Below are 25,774 nucleotides of genomic sequence, written 5' to 3'. Positions count from 1 at the left end.
ATTGACCGGCCGCCGTCGGCGCCCGCCGCGTGGATTACATCTGGCGCTCGACCGTCTTGCCTTCCAGCACCGCCGACAGCCGGCGCAGATCGAGGCGCGCCGCATCGGCGCCCTGCAGCGTTTCCAGATGCGTGCCGAGCTGCTCGAGCGCCGCGACGATCTCGTCGACACGACGGCTTTCCTTCGCCGCGTGATCGATCAGGCCGTGGATCGCGAGCGACATCGGATCGTCGGCGTTCGGCGTGATCCCGTAGGCGCAGAATGACGCACGCTCGGGCTGCGGCTTCGGCTGCGCCGGCATCACGATGCGCGCCGGATTGCCGACCGCCGTGCCGCCTGCCGGCACCGGCTTCACGACGACCGCGTTCGAGCCGATCTTCGCCCCCGCCCCGACCGTGAAACCGCCGAGCACCTTCGCGCCCGCGCCGACGATCACGCCGGCTTCGAGTGTGGGGTGGCGCTTCGCGCCGCGCGTGAGCGACGTGCCGCCCAGCGTCACGCCCTGATAGATCGTGCAGTCGTCGCCGATGATCGCCGTCTCGCCGATCACGACGCCCATGCCGTGGTCGATGAACACCCGCCGGCCGATCGTCGCGCCGGGGTGGATCTCGATCCCCGTCAGGAACCGCCCGGCCTGCGACGCGAAACGCGCGAGCCAGTAGCGCTTCGCGCGCCAGCAGGCGTGCGCGAAACGATGCAGCACGAGCGCATGCAGCCCCGGATAACAGGTCAGCACTTCCCATGCACTGCGAGCGGCGGGATCCCGCTCGCGAATCGTGGCAACGTCTTCGCGCAGTCTCGTGAACATGATGTGGTCTGGGAAAAGGCCGGCGGGCATCGCCGGCAATGCCCGGCCGTTATCGCACCGGGTAATTTGCTTATGACGTCCGGCGATTGTAGGGCCAGTCGCGCATGGCCGCACGCGGTCGCGCGTTCACCCCGCCGCCGGCGCGGGTATTCGAACGACAGGCTTGCTGGAACGGGCTTGCGGGGAGGATCGGCCGGATGGAATGGACCGGACCCGGCGCCGCCGGTCGACCGACGCACGGCCCGACGCGATACCCGGGCGGCGACCGAACGACCGGCAACCGGTGCGCCGGCCGCTTACGCGTCGCCGTCGGGCTTGCCCGACTTCAGCAGGATGTGCTTCGCGACGCCGCGCAGGATGTTGACCTCCTCGCGCTCGAGGCCCGTGCGCGCGAACAGGCGCCGCAACCGCGGCATCAGCTTCTTCGGATTGCGCGGATCGAGGAAATCGAGCGCGATCAGCGCGTGCTCGAGGTGGACGTACATCCGCTCGATCTCGTCGCTCTGCGCGAGCGTGCCGGCTTCGGCCGACGGTTGCGCCGACGGCTCGCTCGCCTGTTCGAGAAACGCGACGCGCAGCTCGTACGCGAGCACCTGCACGGCCTGCGCGAGGTTCAGCGAGCTGTAGGCCGGGTTCGCCGGAATATGCGCGAGCGCGCTGCACTGCTCGACATGCTCATTGGCCAGGCCCGTGCGCTCGTTGCCGAACACGAGCGCGATGTCGCCCGTGCCGACCTGCGCACACGCCTGCGTGGCGGCCGCGCGCGGCGCAAGGCGCGGCGGCCCGTATTCGCGCGTGCGCGCGGTCAGCGCGATCGACCAGTGGACGCCCGACAGCGCGTCGCCGAGCGTCGGCACGACATGCGCGGACGCGAGGACGTCGTCCGCGCCGCTGGCCATCGCGATCGCCTCGGGGTCGCTCTGCACGTGCGGCACGCGCGGCGCGACCAGCACGAGACGCGAGAAGCCCATCGTCTTCAGCGCACGGGCGGCCGCCCCAACATTGCCGGGATGGCTCGGCTCGACGAGCACGAAGCGGGTGGACGTGAAGCCGCCGGACGGCGGCGGAGACGAGGCCGCGCCCGGCTCGGCCGGCGCGGCGGTGTTCTGCGGGGTTTCCACTACGATACGACTCGGTTCATCAGAATGGCAGTATGGTATCGCCATCGCCGCGGCAAACCCACTCGTCCGGACGGACAGTGGGGGTTTCCCCGTATCCCGGTCGCCTGAAACCGTCAAAAATCGGGTAAAATCATGCCTTTACGCGTCGCACACCGTGCGGCGCGGGTCGTACCCCGCTCTTTGTCAATTCGCGTCTCACCTCGCCCGGCATGCTTGCGCCGTTCCGGGCGGTTGTTCCACTTCGTGGCGGCCCGTGCCGCCGGCTACAGGATCCAGGCCCATGCATCCCATGCTCAACATCGCTGTCAAGGCTGCGCGCCGCGCCGGACAGATCATCAACCGCGCGTCCCTCGATCTCGACCTGATCGAGATCCGCAAGAAGCAGCAGAACGACTTCGTCACCGAAGTGGACAAGGCCGCCGAAGAGGCGATCATCGAGACGCTGAAGACCGCCTACCCCGATCACGCGATCCTCGCGGAAGAATCGGGCGAATCCGACAACGAATCCGAATTCAAGTGGATCATCGATCCGCTCGACGGCACGACCAACTTCATCCACGGCTTTCCGTACTACTGCGTGTCGATCGCGCTCGAGCACAAGGGCGTCGTCACGCAGGCCGTCGTCTACGATCCGAACAAGAACGACCTGTTCACGGCCACGCGCGGCCGCGGCGCGTACCTGAACGATCGCCGCATCCGCGTCGGCCGCCGCGACCGCCTGGCGGACGCCCTGGTCGGCACCGGCTTCCCGTTCCGCGAGAAGGACGGCCTCGACGCATACGCACGCCTCTTCACCGAAATGACGCAGGCCTGCACGGGCCTGCGCCGCCCGGGCGCGGCGGCACTCGATCTCGCGAACGTCGCGGCCGGCCGCCTCGACGCGTTCTTCGAGCAGGGCATCAACGTGTGGGACATGGCGGCGGGCAGCCTGCTGATCACCGAGGCCGGCGGCCTCGTCGGCAACTACACGGGCGACGCCGATTTCCTGCATCGCCATGAGATCGTCGCGGCAAACCCGAAGATCTACGCGCAGATGATCCCGATCCTCAACCGCTACAGCCGCTTGCATCCGGCAGCGGAATAAACGCCCGGGCCGCGCCCGCATGGCGCGGCTTTCGCGCAAACGCTCGCGGGCATCGCCAGGATCGCGTGCCGTCCGCCTCCCGGTCACCAGGGAGGCGCGGTAATCTTCCGTGCGCAAGGCGTGCTTCGTGCGCCTATCCTGAAGTTGCCCGAGTTGTCCGGACGGGTCGGCGCGCTGCCGCTCGCACCGCTTGCCCGTAACGACAACGAATGGTTTGCGCCCGGCAGGCGCGCGCGGCGAACAACGCCGTCATCGGCATGCCGGCCCCACCTGTATCAACATCGCCACGGCGCCGTGGCAATCGCATCCGAGTCCCCATGTTACGGCTAAGCGAAATCAAACTCCCCCTCGACCACCCCGAAAGCGCGCTCGAGGCCGCGATTCGCGCGCGCCTCGCCGAGCTCGGCGTGGCGGCGGACGCGCTCCTCCGTTACACCGTGTTCCGTCGCGCGCACGATGCGCGCAAGCGTTCGGACATCAAGCTCACGTATATCGTCGATCTCGAGGTCAAGGACGAAGCGGCCGCGCTCGAGCGCATCGCCGGCAAGCCGCATTGCGGCGTGACGCCCGACATGGCCTACCACTTCGTCGCGAAGGCGCCCGAGCGCGCCGATTTCCTGCGCCCGGTCGTCATCGGCATGGGGCCGTGCGGCCTGTTCGCAGGCCTGATCCTCGCGCAGATGGGCTTCCGCCCCATCATCCTCGAACGCGGCAAGGCCGTGCGCGAGCGCACCAAGGACACCTTCGGCCTGTGGCGCAAGAGCGTGCTCAACCCCGAATCCAACGTGCAGTTCGGCGAAGGCGGCGCCGGGACCTTTTCCGACGGCAAGCTGTACAGCCAGATCAAGGATCCCCACCACTATGGCCGCAAGGTGCTGGACGAGTTCGTCAAGGCCGGCGCGCCGGAAGACATCCTGTACCTGAGCCGGCCGCACATCGGCACGTTCCGCCTCGTCAGCATGGTGGAAAAGATGCGCGCGTCCATCCACGAACTCGGTGGCGAAGTGCGTTTCGAAACACGGGTCGACGACATCGAGATCGACCAGGGCAAGGTGCGCTCGCTCAAGCTGTCGAACGGCGAAACGCTCCGGTGCGACCATGTCGTGCTGGCCGTCGGCCACAGCGCGCGCGACACGTTCCAGATGCTGCACGATCGCGGCGTCCATATCGAGGCGAAGCCGTTCTCGCTGGGTTTCCGGATCGAACATCCGCAGGGGCTGATCGACCGCAGCCGCTTCGGCAAGTTTGCGGGCCACAAGCAGCTCGGCGCGGCCGACTACAAGGTGGTCCATCACTGCAGTAACGGCCGGGCCGTCTACAGCTTCTGCATGTGCCCGGGCGGCACGGTGGTCGCGGCGACCTCCGAGCCGGGCCGCGTCGTCACCAACGGGATGAGCCAGTATTCGCGCGCCGAGCGCAATGCGAACGCCGGCATCGTCGTCGGCATCACGCCGGACGACTATCCCGGCGGCCCGCTGGCGGGCATCGCGTTCCAGCGCAAATGGGAGGAACGCGCGTTCGAACTCGGCGGCGGCGACTACCGCGCGCCGGGCCAGCTGGTCGGCGATTTCATCGCGGGCCGGCCGTCGACCTCGCTGGGTTCCGTGGAGCCGTCGTACAAGCCCGGCGTGAATCCGACCGACCTCAGCACCGCGCTGCCGGACTACGTGATCGAAGCCATCCGTGAAGCCCTGCCCGAGATCGACAAGAAGATCGCCGGCTTCGCGATGCACGACGCCGTGCTGACCGGCGTGGAGACACGCACGTCTTCACCGATCCGGATTCGACGCAAGGACGACTACCAGAGCATGAACGTCGAAGGCCTGTATCCGGCCGGCGAAGGCGCCGGATATGCGGGCGGCATCTATTCGGCCGCCATCGACGGCATCGAAGTCGCGCAGGCGGTCGCACTCAGCATGACGTCGGGGCACACGTCCTGACAGGCCGGAAGGGGTCGGCGCGCGAAGGTCCGTGACCTGAGCGCGCCGACTTTTTTCATGTCTGCCGCACGGGTGCGCTTCGTCGACGCTCGGCCATTGCGCGCTTTCCGCATTCCCGTCAAAACACGCCCGGAATCAGCCGGTACCGGACTGTCGCCTTGTACGCGCGATAATCGGCGTCTTCCGACAGCACCCGTTCTTCCATGCTGATTCGGCCGATCTGCAACAGCATCCAGACACCGATCGTGACCAGGTTTCGGGTGCTGAAGTTAGCCAGCAGGAAGCCGATTTCGGACAACAGATAACCGGTGTAGATCGGGTGCCGCATGAACCGGTACGCGCCGGTCGAGACGACCCCGCGATTCGCCGGCAGCAAGCCGAACGAGCGCCCGAGCGACAGTTTGGCGAACAGCTGCCACGCGATCCCGATAATTTGCCAAGTGCCCCCCGCCCACTCCGGAATCAGTTGGGTACTGGCGGTCAGCTGATAGGTCAGGCAGTAGAACGAGCCGCCCAGAGAAAAGCACACCGCGACGGGATGCCAGTCGCGCTGTTTCGGCAGTTTCGCAAAAGCCGACATGCCGACGGTCAGTACCGCGGAAACCAGCAGCAGGATCAGCGTGATCCGGCTCGGGTCCGATCGCCACGGTATATAGATCAGATAGGCAAATACGCCCAGCACGGTGACCGACGCCACGCGAGCGCAAAGCTCGATCCAGTTGATCCGCTCCGACTCATCCGCGACCGCCGTAACGTGCGGCACCAGGGTATTCTGCGCGCACGCGCCCCCCGCGTCCTGTATGGCCTGCTTCATGGTTGTGCCCCGTAACTCATTGCGTTTTTATATATTGCCGTTTCAGACTAGCACGCTCCCCTCATTGAAACTTGTCTAAGTTTCAGTTTAGAGAGGTTGATTGGTGTAAGTCCCGAGAGAACAGGCGATTAAAACGGCCGAGTCACTGGAGCAGGTGGCGTGCCAAACGTTTCACAGTTTGCGGCACTCTTCGGCGGACGAAATCGCCTGCAGTCTCCGGTAACGGGTGGCTGGTATCTTCGATGAAATGGGGGCCTGATTATCCGCACTGTTAAGGCTCTGATCGGAAGGTTACGCTGCAAGCTACGCCACCGCATTCCTACCGTATTGCCGCAATGCGGCGGCCGCCAAAAGAGGATCGCAGTATGGTCACGACAGCGTTTGTCGTCGAAGTTTCCGCAGCCGAACCTGCAGTCGCCGACCTGCGGCGGCGCTTCGATGCTTCTGCAAGCCTGGGCGTCCCGCCACATATCACGCTTCTGTTCCCTTTCATGTCACCCGACGAAATTACGTCGACCGTAATACGACAATCCGAAAGCGCGTTGAGCTTTGTGCCATCGTTCGATTTTTCGTTGACGCAGATTGGTCGGTTTCCGACCACCACCTATCTCACCCCCGACCCTGCCGAGCCGTTCGTCGCACTGACAACTGCCTTAGTCGAACGCTTTCCCGGATATCGTCCGTACGGCGGCGTACACGATGGCACGATTCCGCATCTGACTGTCGCGCACGGTGACGCCGCAACCGCAAATTCCGCAGCCATCGCGCTGGAAGAACGTCTGCGCATGCTTGCGCCGATTCGAACGCGGTGTAGTTCCGTGTCTTTGCTTGAAAACACCTCAGGACGCTGGAAACAGATGCATGTATTCGAACTTCCCGCAATCAACGTGCGGAGCCGATAGGCCCAGCCCCACCACGCCCGCAACACTATTGAACGCGCCAGTGACACCGGTACGCCTCGGATAATCAGCAAGGTACGATGACAACTCGAGGCCAGCGCTTTCGGTATTGCTTTTCCGCTACACGCTTTCGATATGTCTCGACACTCACTCGCCGTGGGTTGCGCCGAATGACCATTGAAAAAAGATCGTCCAGCCCATGAGGCGCAATAACGTCGACCGAGTCGTCATCACGAAGCACGACCCCGACCGAGGTCGCAAATTCGGGCCACGACGCGACTGACTCCTCCAGCGAACCCAATGGTGAAACTGGATGGCCAAAGGTTCGCTCGAACCAGAGGTGAACGGCGGCCTGATTGGTTACCTCCCAGCGCACACCGGGAAGCATGTCGGTCAAACGAAGCTTGAAGCGCGCGTCCCGTGCGGCGGAGAAATCGGTCGAGTCAAAGTAAGCAACATCGATGTCCGATAGCGCAGACGGCGTCCGAAACGCGTGCAGTTCATCCCACACCAGGTTGCGTACCGCTCCTGCCCCAATACACCATGAGGTGAGCTTCAGGCTACGCGTGGCGACGAGTGCCGCCCAGAACCATTCCGATTGGCGCACGATACTCGTGAGACGTGCTTCCAAGTCGACTGCTGACATGGGCGCTTTTTCTCCATTGACGACGCGTTGACTGCCGGCCAAACAGCGCAAGATCCAATAGCGGAAATCGGCAATCAACTTGCCCACCCTTCCGGACGATTGTCGTCCCATCCGAGCGTCATCGTCCAACTATTCGGACACGTGATCTGCCACGCTCCCTCGCCCGCACCTGGCCAAACGGCGAACTTCGCGCGTGCACGCGGACTCGACTGGTAAACTCGGGCAACCCAAGCAACAACTTCCCGCCTGACCTATGACCACGCTGTCGCCCGAAGCCTTCGCCGGCCATACTCCGATGATGCAGCAGTACCTGCGCCTTATCTGACGCGGGTCGGCGAAAAGACCTACGCCAAGACTTACGCCTGCTGTTTTGAGAAGCCATTAGCTCAGTCCATCAAGAATCTAGATTCTGGACAAACCCACGGCCGGCCATTACCGATGAAGAAGATGTAGCGAGTGCCTTGTTCTGAAATCGAATTTCTAGCATCCGGCCTTCGCAAGAAACGAATTTTAACCGCCTTAGCAACAACACCCACCTCTGCTTTCAGGGTCGCACTTTCCGGGCTTCCTTCGACTGCTTCAAGGCGACCAAATCTGTATCCAATTGCCATGTAGAAGTGGGCAACCGCGACAACGAATAAACAAATACCCGCGCCCCCAAACGCTATTCCTCCTACTGAATCACCAGTGATGCCAAAGTACGCAATAGCGCGCTCCAATGCATAGCTACCCAGCAAGGTAGATCCCAGGCCCATGATCGCGTAAGCATTTGCGCGTGACTCTGGTCTCATTTGTAGCCTCACTGAACCGTGATTGATAATTTCAAGAAGCACACCGCCCCCTGATGCGTCCCTGGCGATCGACGAACCCAAACAGTCATAATCTAGGCGATCTAGCAGAGTCGACCAACGGGAAGTGGTCGCGTTGCGCGTTGTCGCCCCCCTTTCACTCGGACGCTTCCTCGATAGCCTTCAAAATTATTTGCTGGTCGTCAATTACACTCTCATCTCCGGAAAAGCGGGACATTTCCATATGTCCATCGTCGAACACGTCGATCTCGATACGCTCGCCTGGCACAGTTATGGAAATCGGAATGGTGTCTGGGCGATGCCGGCCCAATGCATAAAAGAGGCGGCGTTTGTCGAGGTCTCTAAGCAATTCGTACAAGGCGTGCGACATATGTCCCCCGTCACAGGCAGCAGATATCGCCCCATGATAGACCGTTGAACTTGCCGATAGCAGCCACCCGCCTTCCCTAGCACCTGGCCGGATGGCGAACTTCGACCGATCCCGTCCGGCCCACTGGTAAACTCGGGTAGCTACCGCTCGCCATCGCCGACAACTGGCCGGGTGGCGAACTTCAATCGATCGCGTGCGGGCCGCTGATAAACTCGGGCAGCATCGACGCGTCTAGTATGTCTTATGGCAATAGCGGCACTTTGAACCAACCCAGGGAGTCCAGATACCACGTGGCGTACGAATGGCAAGTGATTGACAATGCGGGCAGACTAGAACAGCAAGCTGAGCCACAGAAAAAAACATTGCAATTACAAGCGCAACGATCGCCGCCAATGCTTTGGTTGATGCTGGGAGAAAAATAGCAAGAGGTGCGGCAACGCCAAGTGGTATCGCTATGGCTGCCAAGTAGAAAAGCGTCGCCCTTGTACGCAGTCGCATTGCCGCCCCCCGCTCTAGTGAGGCTACGGATGACCGCTTGCAGCAGTCTACAAGCGGTAGAACCGCACCCATCGCCTCCTGATGTTTTCCGAGCAATCACCGAAGCCATGCAGTCACAGTCTAGACTGTCCCCCGCAACGGACGTGCATGGGTAAATACTACGTTGCAGGTTGTGACGCGCAGCGCGAAGTCCACGCCCCGCTCGCTGCCAATTCTCAACGCCCGCAACTGGCCAAACGGTGAACTTCGCGCAGGCGCGTCCGGTCCGCTGATAAACTCGGGCAGGCAAAGCAACTTTTCCCGGTCACATGAGCACCCAACCCACCGCAGCACCTGCACCCGTCACTCCAATGATGCAGCAGTACCTGCGACTCATCTGACAAGGCTCTACACAAAGCTACGCTACGACCCACGCCAACTCTTTTGGGGTTCGGCCGGTAGACCGCTACGCATCAGTCAATAACGATGCCTTCGGAATTTATAAGAATCGCGATCTCGATGAATATCAGTGCGATACCTGCTAAAGCAGATGTCGCATGCCAATAGCTGTACTTCCAGATCGAGTGGGTGACCTCATGGCATGAGCCATGTGCGCAAACAAAGTAGTGCAGATCGCGCACATAACCGTTCAGGGCGTCACCGCCCAAGTAGACAGCGGCGCACCAGAAAGCGAAGAAGTTGATAACGGCGAGCATGCCAGTGACATGTAGTATCGGTTTGGCACGCCTCGACATTTCTTTGATCTTTACAGTCACGACGAGCCTCACGACCACGCACTGGACCGGCGCCCGAGGCAGCGCCCGTATAGTCATAATCTAGACCTGTCGACTACAAACGGCGTGTTGGGGTTAGCACTACGTGGAGGGTCATTCCCGCCACTCGAAGCCCAGAAGCTGGGGCGGAAACATTCGTCGCATCGATCCCGAGCAACTGACCAAACGGCGCCCCCTGTCACTTGGACGCCTCCTCGATAGCCCTCAAAATCACTTGATGGTCATCAATTACACTCTCATCCCCGGAAAAGCGGGACATCTCCAGGTGCCCATCGTCGAACACGTCGATCTCGATACGCTCACCTGGCACAGTTATCGAGATCAGGATGGTGTCTGGGCGATGCCGGCCCAATGTATAAAAGAGGCGGCGATCGTCGAGGTCACTAAGCAATTCATACAAGGCGTGCGTCATATGTGTCCCGTCACGATCTGCAGATATCGCCCCATGATAGACCGTTGAACTTGCCGCTCGCAGCCGCTTGCTTTCCCCCGCACCTGGCCAAACGGCGAACTTCGCGCGTGCACGTGGACGCGACTGGTAAACTCGGGCAACCCAAGCAACAACTTCCCGCCTGACCTATGACCACGCTGTCGCCCGAAGCCTTCGCCGGCCATACTCCGATGATGCAGCAGTACCTGCGCATCAAGGCCGATCATCCCGACACACTCGTCTTCTACCGGATGGGCGACTTCTACGAGCTGTTCTTCGAGGACGCGGAAAAGGCCGCACGCCTGCTCGACCTGACCCTCACGCAGCGCGGCGCGTCGGCCGGCACGCCGATCAAGATGGCCGGCGTGCCGCATCACGCGGTCGAACAGTATCTGGCGAAGCTCGTGAAGATGGGCGAATCGGTCGCGATCTGCGAGCAGATCGGCGACCCTGCCACATCGAAGGGGCCCGTCGAGCGCAAGGTCGTGCGTGTCGTCACGCCCGGCACGCTGACCGATGCCGCGCTGCTGTCCGACAAGAACGACGTGTACCTGCTCGCGATGTGCACGGGCCACAACAAGCGCGGCGTCGCGGTCAATGTCGGCCTCGCCTGGCTGAACCTCGCCAGCGGCGCGCTGCGGCTCGCCGAAATCGAACCCGATCAGCTCGCAGCCGCGCTCGAGCGCATCCGGCCGGCCGAAATCCTGACGCCGGACGGTGCGACCGACGCCGTGCCCGCAAGTGCCGGCGCGAGCAAGCGCGTGCCGGCCTGGCACTTCGACATCGCATCGGGCACGCAGCGCCTGTGCGACCAGCTCGACGTCGCGAGCCTCGACGGATTCGGCGCGCATTCACTGACGAGCGCGTGCGGCGCAGCCGGCGCGCTGCTGCTCTATGCGGCAGCCACGCAAGGCCAGCAGTTGCGGCACGTGCGCAGCCTGAAGGTCGAGAACGAAACCGAATACATCGGACTCGATCCGGCCACGCGCCGCAACCTCGAACTGACCGAGACGCTGCGCGGCACCGAATCGCCGACGCTGTATTCGCTGCTCGACACCTGCTGCACGACGATGGGCAGCCGCCTGCTGCGTCACTGGCTGCATCACCCGCCGCGCGCGTCGGTCGCCGCGCAATCGCGCCAGCAGGCAATCGGCGCGCTGCTCGATGCGCCGGCGAACGCGAGCCTCGACGCGCTGCGCGGCGCGCTGCGCCAGATCGCCGACGTCGAACGGATCACCGGGCGGCTCGCGCTGCTGTCCGCGCGCCCGCGCGACCTGTCGAGCCTGCGCGATACGTTCGCCGCGCTGCCGGCACTGCGCGAGCGCATCAGCGCGATCGTCGCGAATGCCGATGCGCTCACGCGCGTCGACGCGGCGCTCGCACCGCCCGCGGAATGCCTCGACCTGCTCACCAGCGCGATTGCGCCCGAGCCTGCCGCGATGGTGCGCGACGGCGGCGTGATCGCGCGCGGCTACGACGCGGAACTCGACGAACTGCGCGACATCTCGGAGAACTGCGGGCAGTTCCTGATCGACCTCGAAGCGCGCGAACGCGCGCGCACCGGCATCGCGAACCTGCGCGTCGAATACAACAAGGTGCACGGCTTCTACATCGAGGTCACGCGCGGCCAGACGGACAAGGTGCCCGACGATTACCGCCGCCGCCAGACGCTGAAGAACGCCGAGCGCTACATCACGCCCGAACTGAAAACCTTCGAGGACAAGGCGTTGTCCGCGCAGGAACGCGCGCTCGCGCGCGAGCGCGCGCTGTACGACTCGGTGCTGCAGGCACTGCTGCCGTTCATCCCCGAATGCCAGCGCGTCGCGTCGGCACTCGCCGAGCTCGACCTGCTCGCCGCCTTCGCCGAACGTGCACGCGCACTCGACTGGGTCGCGCCCACCTTCACCGACGAGATCGGCATCGACATCGAACAGGGGCGCCACCCGGTCGTCGAAGCGCAGGTCGAGCAGTTCATCGCGAACGACTGCCGGTTCGGGCCCGAGCGCAAGCTGCTGCTGATCACCGGCCCGAACATGGGCGGTAAATCGACGTTCATGCGGCAGACCGCGCTGATCGCGCTGATGGCTTACGTCGGCAGCTACGTGCCGGCGAAGTCGGCGTGCTTCGGCCCGATCGACCGGATCTTCACGCGCATCGGCGCAGCCGACGATCTCGCGGGCGGCCGTTCGACGTTCATGGTCGAGATGACCGAAGCCGCGGCCATCCTCAACGATGCGACACCGCAAAGCCTCGTGCTGATGGACGAGATCGGGCGCGGCACGTCGACGTTCGACGGCCTCGCACTCGCGTGGGCGATCGCCCGCCATCTGCTCGCGCACAACGCGTGCTACACGCTGTTCGCGACACACTACTTCGAGCTGACCCAGTTGCCGGCCGAATTCCCGCAAGCGGCCAACGTCCACCTGTCGGCCGTCGAACACGGCCACGGCATCGTGTTCCTGCACGCGGTCAACGAAGGCCCGGCGAACCAGAGCTACGGCCTGCAGGTCGCGCAGCTCGCCGGCGTCCCGGCCCCGGTGATCCGCGCCGCACGCAAGCACCTCGCGTATCTCGAACAGCAGTCGGCATCGCAGCACACGCCGCAACTCGACCTGTTCAGCGCGCCGCAGGCGGTCATCGACGATCTCGAATGCGCGGATGCGCCGGCGTTGCCGGACACGACGCATCCGGCGCTCGACAAGCTGCGCGACATCGATCCCGACGATCTCAAGCCGCGCGAGGCGCTCGACCTGCTGTACGAACTGCGCACGCTGGTCCGGTCGCACGATGCCGACGGCCACGCTTGAACGCGTCTCGCCGGGCCTGCCGGCTCGCGCGGCCGCCGCGCTCGTCGCGGCGGTACTCGTGCTCGTGCAGGCCGGCGCGCAGGCTGCACCGCCGAAGCGCACCGCCGCGCCCTACTCGTTCGCGGTCGTGTCGGGCGTCATCAACGGCCCGGCGGACGAACCGTCCGCCCAGCGGCTGCTCGATGCGATCGCGCGCGAACGCAACCTCGCTTTCGTCGTCTATGCGGGCGATCTCAAGGGTTCGAAGGAAGCGTGCCGCGACGCGCTGTATTCGCAGCGCGGCGCGATCCTGGATTCGGCACGCATGCCGCTCGTGTTCATTCCCGGCCACGACGACTGGTTGACGTGCAATACGGCAGCCGGCGGCGGTTACGATCCGGTCGAGCGGCTCGACTTCCTGCGGCAGACGCTGCTCGCCGATGCGGCATTGCCCGACCCCGGCGCGCTGCAGATCACGCGGGAGAGCGAAGTCGCACGGTTCCGGCCATATCGCGAGAATGCCCGCTGGATGCGCGACGACATCGTCTACGTCGCGCTCAACGCACCGGCACCGAACAACCATTACCTGACGGCCGGCGGCCGCAACGGCGAATTCGAGGATCGCATCATCGCGAACGGTTTCTGGATCGACCACGCGGCCGAATACGCGAAGCGGCGCGAAGCGCGCGCGATGGTGGTGATTTTTGAAGGCGATCCGCAGTTCGAACGCTACGAACGCGCGGAACGCTTTGCGTGGCTGCGTTTCAACCGGCCGCGCGTACGCGACGGCTTCCGTGAACTGAAACGTACGCTGGTGAAGGCAGCGGCGACGTTCCGCGGCCCGATACTGGTGATGCACGCGAGCGGCGAACCGCTGGCGAACGGTTTCCTGATCGACCGGCCGCTGCGTGCCGACGACGGGGAGCTGATAGGAAACGTGACGCGCGTCGCGATCGGACCACGCCATCCGGCGAATCAGTGGGTCAAGGTAAGCGTGTCGCCATCGCGGCAGACGATCTTCAACGTCAGCCTGCAGGAGGTGCCGAAGAACCTGCCGGTGCCGCCCACGCTGCCGCTCGTGCCGCATGACGACGTGCCGCTGCCGCAGATGCCGGAAATCCCCGCGCTGCCGGCACTGCCCGACTCGTCGTCGGTCGCGCCGCCGCTGCAGGGTGACGGCGCCGCTCCGGGCGGCGCGTCGTGGCCGGCGCCGCCCCCTGCATCGGGGCCGGCGCCCGGCCTGCCTGCAAGCTCAGTGCAGGGTACGCCCTGACGACGGCGCTTCGCCGTCTTCGTCTTCGTCCTCGTCGACGATCTCGAGCCCTTCGGCGCCATGCGCGTGCTCATGTTCGATTTCGTCTTCGGTGGCTTCGCGAACGTCCTTCACGGTCAGCGCGAAACGCAGCGCCATGCCGGCCAGCGGGTGATTGCCGTCGAGCACGACCTTGTCTTCGGCGATGTCGGTGACCGTATAGATCAGCGAGTCGACTTCCTCGTCGCCGTCTTCCGGCGTGCCTTCGAACTGCATGCCCACTTCGAGCGGCTCGGGAAAACGATCGCGCGGCTCGACCTTCACGAGTTCCGGATCGTAGTCGCCGAACGCGTCCTGCGGCTCGAGCTGCACCTGCGCCTCGTAACCCGGCTCGTGGCCGTCGAGCTGTTCCTCGATCTTGGGGAACGTGCCATCATAGCCGCCGTGCAGATAGACCATCGGCTCGTCGCTTTCCTCGATCAGATTGCCCTGTGCATCCGACAGCTTGTAAGTGACCGACACGACGGTGTTTTTTGCGATTTTCATCCAATTCTCCCAAATACAACTGTCATTATACGATGCGCAACCGGTCTCAAGCCGAACCGCGGGATGCCGCTGCCGCCCCGCTCGGCGCGCCGCCTTCCGATCTTCCCACACCGCTGCTCGGCGGTCTTACGCCGGCGCAATTCATGCGCGGCTACTGGCAGAAGAAGCCGCTGCTGATCCGCCAGGCGATCCCCGGCGTCGCTTCACCGGTCTCGCGCGACGCGCTGTTCGAGCTCGCCGCCGACTATGACGCGGAATCGCGACTCATCACCCATTTTCGTAACAAGTGGCAACTGTCGCACGGCCCGTTCGAACCGGGCTCGCTGCCGGCCGTCACGCGCAAGGCATGGACCCTGCTCGTGCAGGGGCTCGACCTGCACGTCGACGCGGCGCGCGCGCTGCTCGACCGCTTCCGCTTCATCCCCGACGCGCGGCTGGACGACCTGATGATCTCGTATGCGACGGACGGCGGCGGCGTCGGCCCGCATTTCGATTCATACGACGTCTTCCTGCTGCAGGTCGAAGGCCGGCGCCGCTGGCGCGTCGGCGCGCAGAAGGATCTGTCGCTGCAACCGGACGTGCCGCTGAAGATCCTCGAAAACTTCGAGCCGAGCGACGAATGGGTGCTGGAGCCCGGCGACATGCTCTACCTGCCGCCGCACATCGCGCACGACGGCGTCGCCGAAGGCGAGTGCATGACCTGCTCGATCGGCTTCCGGGCCCCGTCCGCCGGCGAACTGGGCGCCCAGTTCCTGTACTATCTCGCGGAGCGCGGCGGCCTGCGCGACGGGGGCGGCGACGACCTCTACCGCGACCCGAAGCAACCGGCCGTCGACACGCCCGCGCAATTGCCTCCGGCGATGGTCGAGCGTGTCGCCGAGATCGTCGACGCGATCCGCTGGCGCAAGCGCGACGTCGCCGAATTCCTCGGTTGCTACCTGAGCGAGCCCAAGCCGAACGTCGTCTTCGACCCGCCGGCGCGCCCGTTGTCCGAGTCCGCGTTCGTCACGCAAGCGTCACGGCGTGGCGTGTGTCTCGACAGAAGGGCCGCATTGATGTATAACGCGCGCTCGTACTTCATTAATGGCGAGGAAGGACCGCTCGAGCAGGCCGATGAATGGCTGCCCGAACTGGCCAATCAACGCCAGATGGAGGCGAAACGGTTTGTAACACTATCCCGGGTTCCCTCGATGACAGCCTTGTTGCACGAGTGGTATTGTGCGGGCTGGATACGGGTCGGAAGCCGGAATTAGTGTGAGTCGCCCCGTATGCCCGTACAGATCAAATTCTGTATGGGAAAGACAACGTATTGACCCCGCATTTGTCGACGGTCGATAGGAAAGTGCATATAATTTCCGCCCAAGCCGTAGGGAAGATTCACGCTCTAAGAAGTGCATCTCCACCAGCGGCCCAGGTCGGTGTTGGAGCACATTACCGGTATTGTTTCGCGCTGTTGCTTACCTTTAACCATAAAAGGACGTGATCATGAAGAAATCCCTCCTCGTAGCTTCCCTGTTGGCTGCTGTTGCACTGGCTGCTTGCAACAAGAGCGCTGATCAAGCTGCTTCGTCGGCTGCAAGCGACGCGGCTGCTGCTGCTTCGTCGGCTGCTTCGGCAGTTGCTGGTGCTGCGAGCGACGCTTCGGCTGCTGCTTCGTCGGCAACGGCTGCTGCGAGCGACGCTGCTGCTGCAGTGGCGTCGGCTGCTTCGGCAGCGACGGCTGCTCCGGCTTCGGGCGCAAGCCAGTAAGCCTTCAGCATCAGCTGAAAAAAAACCGGCCCGAGGGCCGGTTTTTTTACGTCTGCCGTTTCCGAACACCGCGCCCGGCAGCCGCACAGGGCCGCAGCAGCGGCCCTGCCCTGCCCTGCTCATCCGAGCATCAGCCAGTCGAAGCCCGCGTCCTGCGAGGCCACGATCACGTCCTCTCCGTCCGTCCCCAGCACGCCGCCAAACGCCCGGCGGGCCAGTTCCGGCAGGTTGTTCTGCTGGCTCAGGTGAGCCGCGACCAGGTGCTGGAGGCGGCTGCGCTCGAGCGACGCGAGAATGTCGGCCGCCGCGTCGTTGCTCAGGTGGCCATGGTTGCCGCCGATCCGCGCCTTCAGCGATTGCGGATAGCGGCTCGCGGCCAGCATCGCGGTATCGTGGTTGGATTCGAGCACCAGCGCGTCACAGCCGCTCAGGACGGCCGTAATGTGCGGCGTGGCCATCCCGACGTCCGTCAGCACGCCGAGCCGGCTGCAGCCGTCCATGAAGACGAACTGGAGCGGCTCCCGCGCATCGTGGGGGACCGTATAGGGCATCACGGCCAGATCACGGATCGGGGCCGTCTCGTCGCCCCACAGCACGTGGAGATCGACATCGGCCTCGTCCGCGCCCACCGCGCGCGCGGTGCCCCAGCTCATGTAGAGCGGCAGCGACGCACGGCGGGCGAGCGTCAGCGCGCTGCCGACGTGGTCGCTATGTTCGTGGGTGATGAGAATCGCATCGAGATCGTCGATGGCGAGATTCAGTCGGCCGAGCCGGCGCTCGACCTCCTTGGCGGAAAAGCCGCAGTCGAGCAGCACGCGGGTGGTCGTCGTGCCGCTCGAGGCCTCGACGACCAGCGCATTGCCTTCGCTGCCGCTTCCGAGGCTGGCGAATCGCACGCGCTCAGTTCAGCTGAGCGTGCAGCAGCGAGATGATCCGCTGCGCGTCCGACGAGTTGTCGATCTGGCCGTTCGCACCGACCACCGCGACCTGCGTGCCGCCGGCGCCCTGCGCGCGCACGTTGACGAGATATTCCTTGCCCGGCTTCGCCGCCGACGGGCCGCCGTAGAACAGCTTGCCGAACAGGCCGTCACGCTTGAGCTCTTCCATCGAATTCGCATAGCGCACGGTGTACACGCCCTTCTCGCGGTCGCGATTGTCGACCGTGAAGTTGGTGCGGTCGAGCGCCAGGCCCACGCGCAGCCACGCGCGATCGAACGACTCGGCCAATTGCAGCGTCGCCGCGCCGCTGCTCGTGTCGCTGACCTGCGCCGGCGCCGTCGCGGGGCGCGCATCGGTCAGCAGCTGCTTCGCCTGGGCGTCGGTCAGGCCGAACTTCTGCATCAGCTTCGACAGGAACACGGCTTCGAGCACCGGGTTGCGCGGACGCTCTTCCCAGCGCGACGACGTGCCGCCCTGCGGGCCGACCATCATTTCCTCCATCGCGCTGTGCGTGATCGAGATGTCGGTGTTGCCGTCCGACGTACGGTTCACGAGCGTGCGGAAACGGTCGCGTGTGCCCGACGAATACGCGAAATCGATGACCTTGCCGATCGTGCGGCGGAACCAGTCGTCCGGAATGTTCGCGCGGTTTTCGGCCCAGTCGGTGGCCATGATGCCGGTCGACGGCGCGTCGGTCTTCAGCGAGAAGCCGTTCTCCTGCCAGAACTCCTTCAGGATCGGCCACAGCTGCTCCGGCGTGCGGCCATCGACGACGAGCCAGCGGCGATCGCCGTCGCGCTCGATGTGCATGCCGAGCGGATCCTGCGCGCTCGGGATGCCGTCGGTCGCGTTGCCGGCCTGCGTCGTGACCCGCGGCGGCAGCGTGCCGAGCCCGGCGTTGCTCGGCGGCGCAACGAACTGCTGCGTCGTCGGCACCGGCTTCAGGTCGCTCGGCACGGCCAGCGGCGGCGCCGACCCGGTGTTCTTGTAGTTGACCCGGTCGGGGGCCAGGTAATCGTTCAGCGTATCGCAGCCAGCGAGCGCGCCCAGCGCCAGCGCCACCACCGACAGCTGGATGGCGCGAGAGGAAATGGCGAAACGTTTCATGAAATCCTTCGTCTTGCTAGAACGCTCGTCAGGAGCGGCGCCGGACGGAGCCGGCCGGTGCGGGTTGATCAGGGGTCGAGCCGGCGGCCGCAGGACGCGGCCGCCTCGGCATCAGAGGACGCCGGCCTCGACGAGGGCCGAACGCACGGCATCGTGGCAGCGCTCGTCGAGCGCCGTGAGCGGCAGCCGGATGCCGCCCTGCATCTTGCCCATCGCCTGCAGCGCCCACTTCACGGGGATCGGGTTCGCCTCGATGAACAGGTTCTTGTGCAGCGACAGCAGCTTCATGTGCAGCGCGCGGGCCGTCTGGACGTCGCCGGCCAGCGCCGCGCGGCACAGATCGCTCATCGCACGCGGTGCGACGTTCGCCGTCACCGAGATATTGCCGTGGCCGCCGAGCAGCATCAGCGCGATCGCGGTCGGATCGTCGCCGCTGTAGATCGCGAAATGCTTCGGCGCGGCCTTGATCAGATGCGCGGCGCGATCGATGTTGCCGGTCGCTTCCTTCACGCCGATGATGCCCGGCACTTGCGCGAGGCGCAGCGTCGTCTCGTTCGCCATGTCGGCGACCGTGCGGCCCGGCACGTTGTACAGGATCACCGGCAGGTCGACCGCTTCGGCGATCGTCCGGAAATGGCGGTACATGCCTTCCTGCGTCGGCTTGTTGTAGTACGGCACGACCTGCAGCGTCGCGTCCGCGCCGACGGCCTTCGCGTGCTTCGTCAGCTCGATCGCCTCGGCGGTCGAGTTGCCGCCCGCGCCCGCGATGATCGGGATGCGCTTCGCCGCATGCTCGACCGCCGTGCGGATCATCAGGATGTGCTCTTCGACGTTGAGCGTTGCCGACTCGCCGCTCGTCCCGACCACGACGAGCGCATCGGTGCCTTCCGCGATGTGCCAGTCGATCAGTTTGCGAAACGCCGGCAGGTCGAGACTGCCGTCTTCGAGCATCGGGGTGACGATCGCGGGGATGCTGCCGCGGATTTGAATGCCGTCTTGGGTGCCGTTAGCCATGAAACGCGATTGAATGTGTACCGGTAAACGTTGAGATTGTAGCGGATTAGCCGGGCAGTTCGTAACGTGGAATTCCCGCCCCCGCCTTCGGGGTCGCGCCCTCGCGCACCGCGCTGAGACGCTGGACGAACGCCTCGCGCGGCGCGGCGACGAAACCGTCCTCGTACGCAACCACCCGCAGGTGGCCGTGCACGGCGTCCAGCAACTCGCCCGGGGCGAGCAGGAACGCGGGGTTGGACGGTTTGCCGACCGTTTCGTTTCCTTGCGCGAAGGTTTCGTAGATCAGCACGCCGCCCGGCGCCACCGCATCGAGCAGATGGGGCCAGAGCGGACGATGCAGGTAGTGGGTGACAAGCACGGCCGAAAACCGCTCGCCGGCCGGCAGCGGCCACGGCGCGCCTTCGAGATCGGCCGCACGGGCATCGACGCCGGGAATCGCCCGCAACGCGGCCAGCGCGGCCGGATCGCGGTCGAGCGCGACGACCGGATGCCCGCGCGACGCGAACCAGCGCGCATGGCGCCCGCCGCCCGCGGCGACGTCGAGCACCGCGCCGCCGGCCGGCACGAGCCGCGACCATTGCGCGACCCAGCGCGACGGCTCGGCCTGGGCGACGTGGCCGCCCGCGGCGGCGATGACGGATTCGCTCATGCGCCGGATCAGTTGTACGACAGGCCCATCGCGTCGCGCACGTCGCGCATCGTTTCCGTCGCGTACTTGCGTGCCTTGTCGCAACCGTCCGCGACGATCGCGCGCAGCAGCGACGGATCGTCCATGTACTTCTGCGCGCGCTCGAGCATCGGCTGCTGTTCGCGCAGGATGCCCTCGACGACCGGCTGCTTGCAGTCGAGGCAACCGATGCCCGCCGAGCGGCAGCCCTTCTGCACCCACTCGTGCGTCGCTTCGTCCGTATAGACCTGGTGCAGTTGCCACACCGGGCACTTGTCGGGATCGCCCGGATCGGTGCGGCGCACGCGCGCGGGGTCGGTCGGCATCGTGCGGACCTTCTTCGTGATCGTCTCGGCGTCTTCGCGCAGGCCGATCGTGTTGCCGTACGACTTCGACATCTTCTGCCCGTCGAGGCCCGGCATCCGCGATGCCTCGGTCAGCAGCGCCTGCGGCTCGACCAGGATGATCTTGCGCGCACCCTCGAGATAGCCGAACAGACGCTCGCGGTCGCTCATCGACAGGCTCTGCGATTCCTGCAGCATCGCGCGCGCCTGTTCGAGCGCCTCGTCGTCGCCCTCCTGCTGATACGCGTTGCGCAGTTCGTGATAGAGCTTCGCGCGCTTGCCGCCGAGCTTCTTCGCGGCTTCGAGCGCCTTCTCCTCGAAGCCGGGCTCGCGGCCGTACAGGTAGTTGAAGCGGCGCGCGATCTCGCGCGTCATCTCGACGTGCGGCACCTGATCCTCGCCGACCGGCACGAGCGAGCCGCGATACAGCAGGATGTCGGCCGCCATCAGCACCGGGTAGCCGAGGAAGCCGTAGGTGGACAGGTCCTTGTCCTTCAGCTTCTCCATCTGCTCCTTGTAGGTCGGCACGCGTTCGAGCCAGCCGAGCGGCGTGCTCATGCCGAGCAGCAGCGCGAGTTCCGCGTGCTCGGGCACCTTGCTCTGGATGAACAGCGTCGCCTGCGCCGGATCGATGCCGGATGCGAGCCAGTCGATCAGCACGTCCCACACGTTCTTCTCGATGACCTCGGGCGTCTCGTAGTGCGTCGTCAGCGCATGCCAGTCGACGACGCAGAAGAAACACGGGTACTCGGACTGCAGCTTCACCCAGTTTTTCAGCACGCCGTGGTAATGACCGAGGTGCAGCGACCCGGTAGGTCGCATGCCGGAGAAAATACGTTCTGGGAACATGATTGTCGTTAGAAAAGCGAGGCGAATGGGGACAGGATGGCGCTCAGGACGGCATAACCGACGTTGACGAGCGGGCGCAGCCAGAAGTTCGTCAGCACGCCCGTCGCGACCAGCGCGAGGACGATGATGAAACCGTACGGCTCGATGCGCGACAGCGCGATCGATTGCTTCGGCGGCAGCAGCGCCGCCAGGATACGGCCGCCGTCGAGCGGCGGCAGCGGAAACAGGTTCAGCACGCCGAGCACGAGGTTCGCGCTGACGCCGGCGAACGCCATCCGCGTGAAGAACGGCTCGTCGATGCCGACGGCGGGCAGCACGAGGGTCAGCAGGCCCCAGACCAGCGCCTGCACGAAGTTGCAGGCCGGACCCGCGAGCGATACCCACAGGCTGCCCCAGCGCGGATTGCGCAGATTGCCGAACGAAACCGGCACCGGCTTCGCATAGCCGAACAGGAACGCGCCGCCCGTCACGAAGTACATCACGAGCGGGATCGCGATCGTGCCGAGCGGATCGATGTGGCGCATCGGGTTGAACGACACGCGCCCCATCACGTAGGCGGTGTTGTCGCCGAGCAGGCGGGCGGCGTAGCCGTGCGCGGCCTCGTGCAGCGTGATCGCGAAGATCACGGGCAGCGCGTAGACGGCGATGGTCTGTATCAGGGAAGCATCCATATCGCGTTATTGTAACAAGCGCGTTCGCGCAAAATTGAACGACTCGCTCAGGCGGCCGAGAGGCCGAACGGTTCCAGCGCGCCGCGCCCCGCACGCACGAGCTCCGGCGCGTCGCCGGTCAGGTCGATCACCGTCGACGGTTCGCGCGGGCAGGCGCCGCCGTCGATCACGAGGTCGACCTGTTTCTCGAGCCGCGTGCGGATTTCCTCGGGATCGTTGAGCGGCTCGTCGTCCGGCGGCAGGATCAGCGTCGTGCCGAGCAGCGGCTGGCCGAGCGACTCCAGCAGCGCGAGCGTGATCGCGTGGTCGGGCACGCGCAGCCCGATCGTCTTCCGCGACGGATGCGACAGCCGGCGCGGCACTTCCTTGGTCGCCTGCAGGATGAACACGTACGGGCCCGGCGTCACCGACTTGATCTGCCGGTACTGGCGGTTGTCGACCATCGCGAAGTTGGCCAGCTCCGACAGGTCGCGCACGAGCAGCGACAGGTGCTGCTTCTCGTCGAGGCCGCGAATCCGGCGCACGCGCTCGACCGCATCCTTGTCGTCGAGATGGCACGCGAGCGCATAGCTCGAATCGGTCGGCATCGCGATCACGCCGCCCTTGCTGATGATCTCCACGGCCTGCTTGATCAGGCGCGGCTGCGGATTATCCGGATGAATCCTGAAGAACTGGGACATGGGGGTACGTAAAGGGGGATGAATCGGCAACGCACGGCGGCGGCACGGGCGGCGCTCGGCCGCCCGGCGTCAGAGCCAGCGCTCCCAGACCGGCGTGAGGTCGGACGGCAACGGCGGCAGGCTGCCGAGCTCGACGCGTCCCTCGCCCGGCGCATGGAAATCGGAGCCGCGCGACACTTCGAAGCCGAAGCGACGCGCGACGTCCGCGTATTCGCGGTACTGGTCGGGCGTATGGCTGCCCGTGATGACTTCGATCGCGCGGCCGCCCAGATCGATGAACTCGCCGAAGAAGGCGTCGAATTCGACGGGCGTGTACCGGTAGCGGCCCGGATGCGCGACCACGGCTTCGCCGCCCGCCGTGCGGATCCAGCCGACCGCGTCGGACAGCGATGCCCAGCGATGCGGGACGAAGCCGGGCTTGCCGTCGCCGAGCAGGCGGTCGAACACGTCGGACGTCGACTCGGCGTGGCCGTTCTCGACGAGAAAGCGCGCGAAATGCGTACGCGAGATCAGGTCGGGATTCGACACGTACTTCAGCGCGCCGTCGTATGCACCGGGAATGCCGAGCGTCGCAAGCTGCTCGCCGATCGCCACCGCGCGGGCCGCACGACCGTGGCGCGTACGGTACAGGCCGTCGACCAGCGCCGGGTTCGCGGGATCGATGTTCAGGCCGACGATGTGCACGGTGCGCGACGCCCACGTGACCGAAATCTCGACACCGCTCAGGTAGCGCATGCCGAGCGCTTCCGCCTCGCTGCGTGCCGCTGCCTGGCCGCCGATTTCATCGTGGTCGGTCAGCGCCCACAGGGTCACGCCGCCCGCATGTGCGCGGCGCGCGACGTCGGCAGGCGACAGCAACCCGTCGGAAACATTGGAATGGCAGTGGAGATCGGCGTTCATTGTCGGTATGGCAGGTAAGGCTTCATTCTACTGCAACGCGGCAATTGCGCCGCCCGCCTGCCCTGCCGCCGGCGTCGCGCGCCTACGCGCAGAACGCCTCGATCAGCGCCGCGACCTGCTCGGGCTGGTCGTGATGCACCATGTGACCGGCGTCCTCGACGAGCTTTTCGCGCCAGTCGGGGAACGCGGCGAAGCGCGCCTTGAACTCGGGCAGCGGGATGTCGCCGGCGATGTGCGCGAGCGTCGGCGAGTTGACGGCTTCAACGTGCAGCACCTTCGCGCGCACCTGCTTCCACGTGGCCATCACCTCGTCGAGCCGGTACAGCAGCGGGCCCGGCATCTTGTGCGCCGGGTCGGCCAACAGGTGGTAGAGACCGTCGTCGCCGCGCGTCGACCAATGCTCGGCGAGGAATGCGGCCCGGCGCGGGGCGAGCCGCGGATTGGTCTTGATCAGGCGCGCCGCCACGTCGTCGAGGGACGCGTAGGGCCGCAACGCGGGCGGCTCGCGCAGCTCGTCCAGCCAGCCGCGCAACCGGCGCGGCGCCTGCTCGGCACGCGCGGGCGCGAGCCCGAAGCCTTCGAGGTCGACCACGCGCCGCACGCGTTCCGGCCGAGCGCCGGCGTACAGGCACACGACGTTCGCACCCATGCTGTGGCCGACCAGGTTGACTTCGCCGCCCGGCGCATAGTGGTCGACGAGCGCATCGAGATCGCCCAGGTATTCGTGGAACCAGTAGTGGCCGCCGCCCTGCCGGGCGACCGGCCAGTCGGACAGCCCGAAGCCGCGCGCATCGGGCGCGATCACCTGCCAGTCGCCCGCGAACGCATCGACGACGAACTGGAACGACGCCGCGACGTCCATCCAGCCGTGCAGCATGAACAGCGTCGGCGCATCGGGCCGGCCCCAGCGCCGCACATGCAGCCGGACGCCGCGCACCGTGACGAAATCGGAAACAGAACTCGAGGCACTCATGGCAGCCGCCAAAAAAAGAATGGTCGTTCGATTATAGCGGCGGCGCTTCCGTTCCGGCGGCCCGCAATCGAGGCCGCGCTCTAGCGGCGGCGGCATTCGAGCGGCCGCCGGCTCGCACCGCCGGCCGGGCGCGCGGGCCGGCTAACGTGCCGCGTGTGCGTCCGCGGCGTCCTGCGCGGCCAGTTCGTCGAGTTCGGCCTGCTCGAAGCCGGCATCGCGCCGCGCGTCGACATTGAACGGGCCGCGCAGCCGCGGCGCATGGTATTGCCCGGCAAGCTGCCGGTAGGTCGGCACCGGATCGCGGCCGGCTGCATCGCACAGATGCCGGAACCAGCGGTTGCCGATCGCGACATGGCCGATCTCGTCGCGCAGGATCACGTCGAGGATCGCGGCCGACGCGTCGTCGCCCGCCTGCACGAGCCGCGCCCGGATCGGCGGCGAGGCATCGAGCCCGCGCGCCTCGAGCGTGCGCGGCACGAGCGCCATGCGCGCCAGCACGTCGCCCTTGGTCCGCTCGCACATCTCCCACAGTCCGTTGTGCGCCGGAAAATCGCCGTACGCATGCCCGAATGCCGCCAGCCGGTCGGACAGCAGCGTGAAGTGATAGGCCTCCTCGGCCGCCACCTTCAGCCAGTCCGCGTAGAACGCATCCGGCTGGCCCGCGAAGCGCCAGACCGCGTCGAGCGCCAGGTTGATCGCGTTGAATTCGATATGGGCGAGCGCGTGCAGCAGCACCGCGCGCCCTTCGGGCGAACGCATGCTGCGCCGTTGGAGCTGGCGCGGCTCGACGAGCGGCGGGCGGGCCGGACGTCCGGGCAGGTCGGCCGGTTCAGGCAACGCGAGCGACGGTGCGATCGTGGCCTGCCCGGCCCGCAGCGCATCGTGCAGCGCGCGGACCCGGGCTGCCTTCGCCGCCGGTTCGGACAGGCACAGCGCATCGAGCGCCACGCGGCGCACGCAGGCCGGCGCGATGCCGGAAGAAGAAGACTCCATGCTCATAAACGGGGACACCTTGCGTACGCGTCGCGGGAGCACCTGCACGCGACGGTTTACAATATGCGTTTGTTCCGCGGCGCCACGCGCCGGGCAAACCGGACGCGCCATT

Annotated in this window: 26 protein-coding genes and 1 pseudogene; 7 read left to right on the top strand and 20 right to left on the bottom strand. The window is 65.6% G+C overall.

Going from position 1 to position 25,774, the window contains the following annotated elements:
- Window positions 1-34 precede the first annotated feature (34 nt).
- Window positions 35-808 carry a serine O-acetyltransferase gene (gene cysE, locus AC0KUR_RS31585; protein ID WP_473376856.1) on the bottom strand — a complete coding sequence of 258 codons (774 nt, stop codon included), beginning with the start codon at window positions 806-808 and terminating at the stop codon, window positions 35-37.
- Between the two features lie 296 nt (window positions 809-1,104).
- Window positions 1,105-1,929 (bottom strand): RNA methyltransferase, encoded by an 825-nt coding sequence (locus AC0KUR_RS31580; RefSeq protein ID WP_034188907.1) that lies wholly within the window; start codon window positions 1,927-1,929, stop codon window positions 1,105-1,107.
- A 280-nt stretch (window positions 1,930-2,209) separates the two neighbouring features.
- Between AC0KUR_RS31580 and AC0KUR_RS31575 the strand changes: the two genes are divergently transcribed.
- Together AC0KUR_RS31575 and AC0KUR_RS31570 are read left to right on the top strand one after the other, a co-directional pair.
- Window positions 2,210-3,013 carry an inositol monophosphatase family protein gene (locus tag AC0KUR_RS31575; protein WP_034188908.1) on the top strand — a complete coding sequence of 268 codons (804 nt, stop codon included), beginning with the start codon at window positions 2,210-2,212 and terminating at the stop codon, window positions 3,011-3,013.
- 317 nt (window positions 3,014-3,330) lie between these two features.
- Window positions 3,331-4,953 carry an NAD(P)/FAD-dependent oxidoreductase gene (locus AC0KUR_RS31570; protein ID WP_034188909.1) on the top strand — a complete coding sequence of 541 codons (1,623 nt, stop codon included), beginning with the start codon at window positions 3,331-3,333 and terminating at the stop codon, window positions 4,951-4,953.
- Window positions 4,954-5,071: 118 nt separating this feature from the next.
- Here AC0KUR_RS31570 and AC0KUR_RS31565 read toward each other — a convergent pair whose 3' ends face one another.
- Window positions 5,072-5,767, bottom strand: coding sequence for a methyltransferase family protein (locus AC0KUR_RS31565; protein WP_034188910.1), 696 nt, complete (start codon window positions 5,765-5,767; stop codon window positions 5,072-5,074).
- A gap of 365 nt (window positions 5,768-6,132) precedes the next feature.
- Here AC0KUR_RS31565 and AC0KUR_RS31560 point away from each other — a divergent pair, with 365 nt between their 5' ends.
- Complete coding sequence (locus AC0KUR_RS31560; protein WP_082744779.1) at window positions 6,133-6,669, top strand: 2'-5' RNA ligase family protein; 537 nt, start codon at window positions 6,133-6,135, stop codon at window positions 6,667-6,669.
- A gap of 64 nt (window positions 6,670-6,733) precedes the next feature.
- Here AC0KUR_RS31560 and AC0KUR_RS31555 read toward each other — a convergent pair whose 3' ends face one another.
- From AC0KUR_RS31555 to AC0KUR_RS31535, 5 genes are all read right to left on the bottom strand, one after another.
- Window positions 6,734-7,312: a nucleotidyltransferase family protein gene (locus tag AC0KUR_RS31555; protein WP_124609714.1), complete on the bottom strand. Its 579-nt coding sequence runs from the start codon at window positions 7,310-7,312 to the stop codon at window positions 6,734-6,736.
- Window positions 7,313-7,698: 386 nt separating this feature from the next.
- Complete coding sequence (locus tag AC0KUR_RS31550) at window positions 7,699-8,145, bottom strand: hypothetical protein (protein WP_124863497.1); 447 nt, start codon at window positions 8,143-8,145, stop codon at window positions 7,699-7,701.
- Between the two features lie 112 nt (window positions 8,146-8,257).
- Window positions 8,258-8,491, bottom strand: coding sequence for a hypothetical protein (locus AC0KUR_RS31545; RefSeq protein WP_069706659.1), 234 nt, complete (start codon window positions 8,489-8,491; stop codon window positions 8,258-8,260).
- 950 nt (window positions 8,492-9,441) lie between these two features.
- Entirely contained in the window at window positions 9,442-9,744 is a 303-nt protein-coding gene (locus tag AC0KUR_RS31540; protein ID WP_473376855.1) for a hypothetical protein, read from the bottom strand.
- A gap of 196 nt (window positions 9,745-9,940) precedes the next feature.
- Complete coding sequence (locus AC0KUR_RS31535; RefSeq protein WP_049030215.1) at window positions 9,941-10,174, bottom strand: hypothetical protein; 234 nt, start codon at window positions 10,172-10,174, stop codon at window positions 9,941-9,943.
- A 167-nt stretch (window positions 10,175-10,341) separates the two neighbouring features.
- Between AC0KUR_RS31535 and mutS the strand changes: the two genes are divergently transcribed.
- On the top strand, window positions 10,342-12,999 hold the full coding sequence (mutS, locus tag AC0KUR_RS31530; protein WP_473376854.1) for a DNA mismatch repair protein MutS: 2,658 nt from the start codon (window positions 10,342-10,344) through the stop codon (window positions 12,997-12,999).
- Window positions 12,980-14,251 carry a hypothetical protein gene (locus tag AC0KUR_RS31525; RefSeq protein ID WP_473376853.1) on the top strand — a complete coding sequence of 424 codons (1,272 nt, stop codon included), beginning with the start codon at window positions 12,980-12,982 and terminating at the stop codon, window positions 14,249-14,251. The genes mutS and AC0KUR_RS31525 overlap by 20 nt, the downstream gene beginning before the upstream one ends.
- Here the strand turns inward: AC0KUR_RS31525 and AC0KUR_RS31520 are convergent.
- Window positions 14,231-14,776: an FKBP-type peptidyl-prolyl cis-trans isomerase gene (locus AC0KUR_RS31520; protein ID WP_034188913.1), complete on the bottom strand. Its 546-nt coding sequence runs from the start codon at window positions 14,774-14,776 to the stop codon at window positions 14,231-14,233. The two genes, AC0KUR_RS31525 and AC0KUR_RS31520, sit on opposite strands and share 21 nt — an antisense overlap.
- Window positions 14,777-14,808: 32 nt before the next feature.
- Between AC0KUR_RS31520 and AC0KUR_RS31515 the strand changes: the two genes are divergently transcribed.
- Together AC0KUR_RS31515 and AC0KUR_RS31510 are read left to right on the top strand one after the other, a co-directional pair.
- Window positions 14,809-16,029: a cupin domain-containing protein gene (locus AC0KUR_RS31515; RefSeq protein ID WP_124609699.1), complete on the top strand. Its 1,221-nt coding sequence runs from the start codon at window positions 14,809-14,811 to the stop codon at window positions 16,027-16,029.
- 56 nt (window positions 16,030-16,085) lie between these two features.
- Window positions 16,086-16,332 (top strand): annotated as a pseudogene (locus AC0KUR_RS31510) (hypothetical protein).
- On the opposite strand, the gene AC0KUR_RS31505 reads toward AC0KUR_RS31510, so the two are convergent.
- The 11 genes from AC0KUR_RS31505 to AC0KUR_RS31455 form a co-directional block, all read right to left on the bottom strand.
- Window positions 16,333-16,536, bottom strand: a complete 204-nt coding sequence (locus AC0KUR_RS31505; protein ID WP_006487056.1) for a hypothetical protein — start codon at window positions 16,534-16,536, stop codon at window positions 16,333-16,335.
- Window positions 16,537-16,644: 108 nt separating this feature from the next.
- On the bottom strand, window positions 16,645-17,421 hold the full coding sequence (locus AC0KUR_RS31500; RefSeq protein ID WP_034188915.1) for an MBL fold metallo-hydrolase: 777 nt from the start codon (window positions 17,419-17,421) through the stop codon (window positions 16,645-16,647).
- Window positions 17,422-17,425: 4 nt separating this feature from the next.
- On the bottom strand, window positions 17,426-18,571 hold the full coding sequence (gene bamC / locus AC0KUR_RS31495; protein ID WP_034188916.1) for an outer membrane protein assembly factor BamC: 1,146 nt from the start codon (window positions 18,569-18,571) through the stop codon (window positions 17,426-17,428).
- Window positions 18,572-18,682: 111 nt separating this feature from the next.
- A complete protein-coding gene (gene dapA / locus AC0KUR_RS31490) occupies window positions 18,683-19,585 on the bottom strand; it encodes a 4-hydroxy-tetrahydrodipicolinate synthase (RefSeq protein WP_034188917.1) in 903 nt (300 codons plus the stop codon).
- Between the two features lie 46 nt (window positions 19,586-19,631).
- On the bottom strand, window positions 19,632-20,234 hold the full coding sequence (locus tag AC0KUR_RS31485) for a class I SAM-dependent methyltransferase (RefSeq protein WP_069706655.1): 603 nt from the start codon (window positions 20,232-20,234) through the stop codon (window positions 19,632-19,634).
- An 8-nt stretch (window positions 20,235-20,242) separates the two neighbouring features.
- The gene (locus AC0KUR_RS31480) at window positions 20,243-21,445 is read right to left on the bottom strand and encodes a tryptophan--tRNA ligase (RefSeq protein WP_006487046.1); all 1,203 of its coding nucleotides are present in this window, start codon (window positions 21,443-21,445) and stop codon (window positions 20,243-20,245) included.
- 8 nt (window positions 21,446-21,453) lie between these two features.
- Window positions 21,454-22,116: a site-2 protease family protein gene (locus tag AC0KUR_RS31475; protein ID WP_034188919.1), complete on the bottom strand. Its 663-nt coding sequence runs from the start codon at window positions 22,114-22,116 to the stop codon at window positions 21,454-21,456.
- A 47-nt stretch (window positions 22,117-22,163) separates the two neighbouring features.
- Window positions 22,164-22,796: an L-threonylcarbamoyladenylate synthase gene (locus AC0KUR_RS31470; RefSeq protein ID WP_034188920.1), complete on the bottom strand. Its 633-nt coding sequence runs from the start codon at window positions 22,794-22,796 to the stop codon at window positions 22,164-22,166.
- A gap of 69 nt (window positions 22,797-22,865) precedes the next feature.
- On the bottom strand, window positions 22,866-23,696 hold the full coding sequence (locus tag AC0KUR_RS31465) for a 3',5'-nucleoside bisphosphate phosphatase (protein WP_034188921.1): 831 nt from the start codon (window positions 23,694-23,696) through the stop codon (window positions 22,866-22,868).
- Between the two features lie 82 nt (window positions 23,697-23,778).
- Window positions 23,779-24,669 (bottom strand): alpha/beta fold hydrolase, encoded by an 891-nt coding sequence (locus tag AC0KUR_RS31460; RefSeq protein ID WP_059562003.1) that lies wholly within the window; start codon window positions 24,667-24,669, stop codon window positions 23,779-23,781.
- A gap of 141 nt (window positions 24,670-24,810) precedes the next feature.
- Window positions 24,811-25,668, bottom strand: a complete 858-nt coding sequence (locus tag AC0KUR_RS31455) for a ferritin-like domain-containing protein (RefSeq protein WP_034188923.1) — start codon at window positions 25,666-25,668, stop codon at window positions 24,811-24,813.
- Between the last annotated feature and the right edge of the window lie 106 nt (window positions 25,669-25,774).

Source organism: Burkholderia sp. YHN3-13 (genome assembly GCF_055810675.1).
The sequence above is the reverse complement of the archived record's forward strand: the minus strand, read 5'-3'. Positions and strand labels throughout refer to the sequence as shown.

Coding starts and splice junctions, on each gene's coding strand:
- cysE (WP_473376856.1), bottom strand. CDS start 808: ATGTTCACGAGACTGCGCGAAGACGTTGCCACGATTCGCGAGCGGGAT.
- AC0KUR_RS31575 (WP_034188908.1), top strand. CDS start 2,210: ATGCATCCCATGCTCAACATCGCTGTCAAGGCTGCGCGCCGCGCCGGA.
- AC0KUR_RS31570 (WP_034188909.1), top strand. CDS start 3,331: ATGTTACGGCTAAGCGAAATCAAACTCCCCCTCGACCACCCCGAAAGC.
- AC0KUR_RS31565 (WP_034188910.1), bottom strand. CDS start 5,767: ATGAAGCAGGCCATACAGGACGCGGGGGGCGCGTGCGCGCAGAATACC.
- AC0KUR_RS31560 (WP_082744779.1), top strand. CDS start 6,133: ATGGTCACGACAGCGTTTGTCGTCGAAGTTTCCGCAGCCGAACCTGCA.
- AC0KUR_RS31555 (WP_124609714.1), bottom strand. CDS start 7,312: ATGTCAGCAGTCGACTTGGAAGCACGTCTCACGAGTATCGTGCGCCAA.
- AC0KUR_RS31545 (WP_069706659.1), bottom strand. CDS start 8,491: ATGTCGCACGCCTTGTACGAATTGCTTAGAGACCTCGACAAACGCCGC.
- AC0KUR_RS31535 (WP_049030215.1), bottom strand. CDS start 10,174: ATGACGCACGCCTTGTATGAATTGCTTAGTGACCTCGACGATCGCCGC.
- mutS (WP_473376854.1), top strand. CDS start 10,342: ATGACCACGCTGTCGCCCGAAGCCTTCGCCGGCCATACTCCGATGATG.
- AC0KUR_RS31525 (WP_473376853.1), top strand. CDS start 12,980: ATGCCGACGGCCACGCTTGAACGCGTCTCGCCGGGCCTGCCGGCTCGC.
- AC0KUR_RS31520 (WP_034188913.1), bottom strand. CDS start 14,776: ATGAAAATCGCAAAAAACACCGTCGTGTCGGTCACTTACAAGCTGTCG.
- AC0KUR_RS31515 (WP_124609699.1), top strand. CDS start 14,809: ATGCGCAACCGGTCTCAAGCCGAACCGCGGGATGCCGCTGCCGCCCCG.
- AC0KUR_RS31505 (WP_006487056.1), bottom strand. CDS start 16,536: ATGCTGAAGGCTTACTGGCTTGCGCCCGAAGCCGGAGCAGCCGTCGCT.
- bamC (WP_034188916.1), bottom strand. CDS start 18,571: ATGAAACGTTTCGCCATTTCCTCTCGCGCCATCCAGCTGTCGGTGGTG.
- dapA (WP_034188917.1), bottom strand. CDS start 19,585: ATGGCTAACGGCACCCAAGACGGCATTCAAATCCGCGGCAGCATCCCC.
- AC0KUR_RS31485 (WP_069706655.1), bottom strand. CDS start 20,234: ATGAGCGAATCCGTCATCGCCGCCGCGGGCGGCCACGTCGCCCAGGCC.
- AC0KUR_RS31480 (WP_006487046.1), bottom strand. CDS start 21,445: ATGTTCCCAGAACGTATTTTCTCCGGCATGCGACCTACCGGGTCGCTG.
- AC0KUR_RS31475 (WP_034188919.1), bottom strand. CDS start 22,116: ATGGATGCTTCCCTGATACAGACCATCGCCGTCTACGCGCTGCCCGTG.
- AC0KUR_RS31470 (WP_034188920.1), bottom strand. CDS start 22,796: ATGTCCCAGTTCTTCAGGATTCATCCGGATAATCCGCAGCCGCGCCTG.
- AC0KUR_RS31465 (WP_034188921.1), bottom strand. CDS start 23,696: ATGAACGCCGATCTCCACTGCCATTCCAATGTTTCCGACGGGTTGCTG.
- AC0KUR_RS31460 (WP_059562003.1), bottom strand. CDS start 24,669: ATGAGTGCCTCGAGTTCTGTTTCCGATTTCGTCACGGTGCGCGGCGTC.
- AC0KUR_RS31455 (WP_034188923.1), bottom strand. CDS start 25,668: ATGAGCATGGAGTCTTCTTCTTCCGGCATCGCGCCGGCCTGCGTGCGC.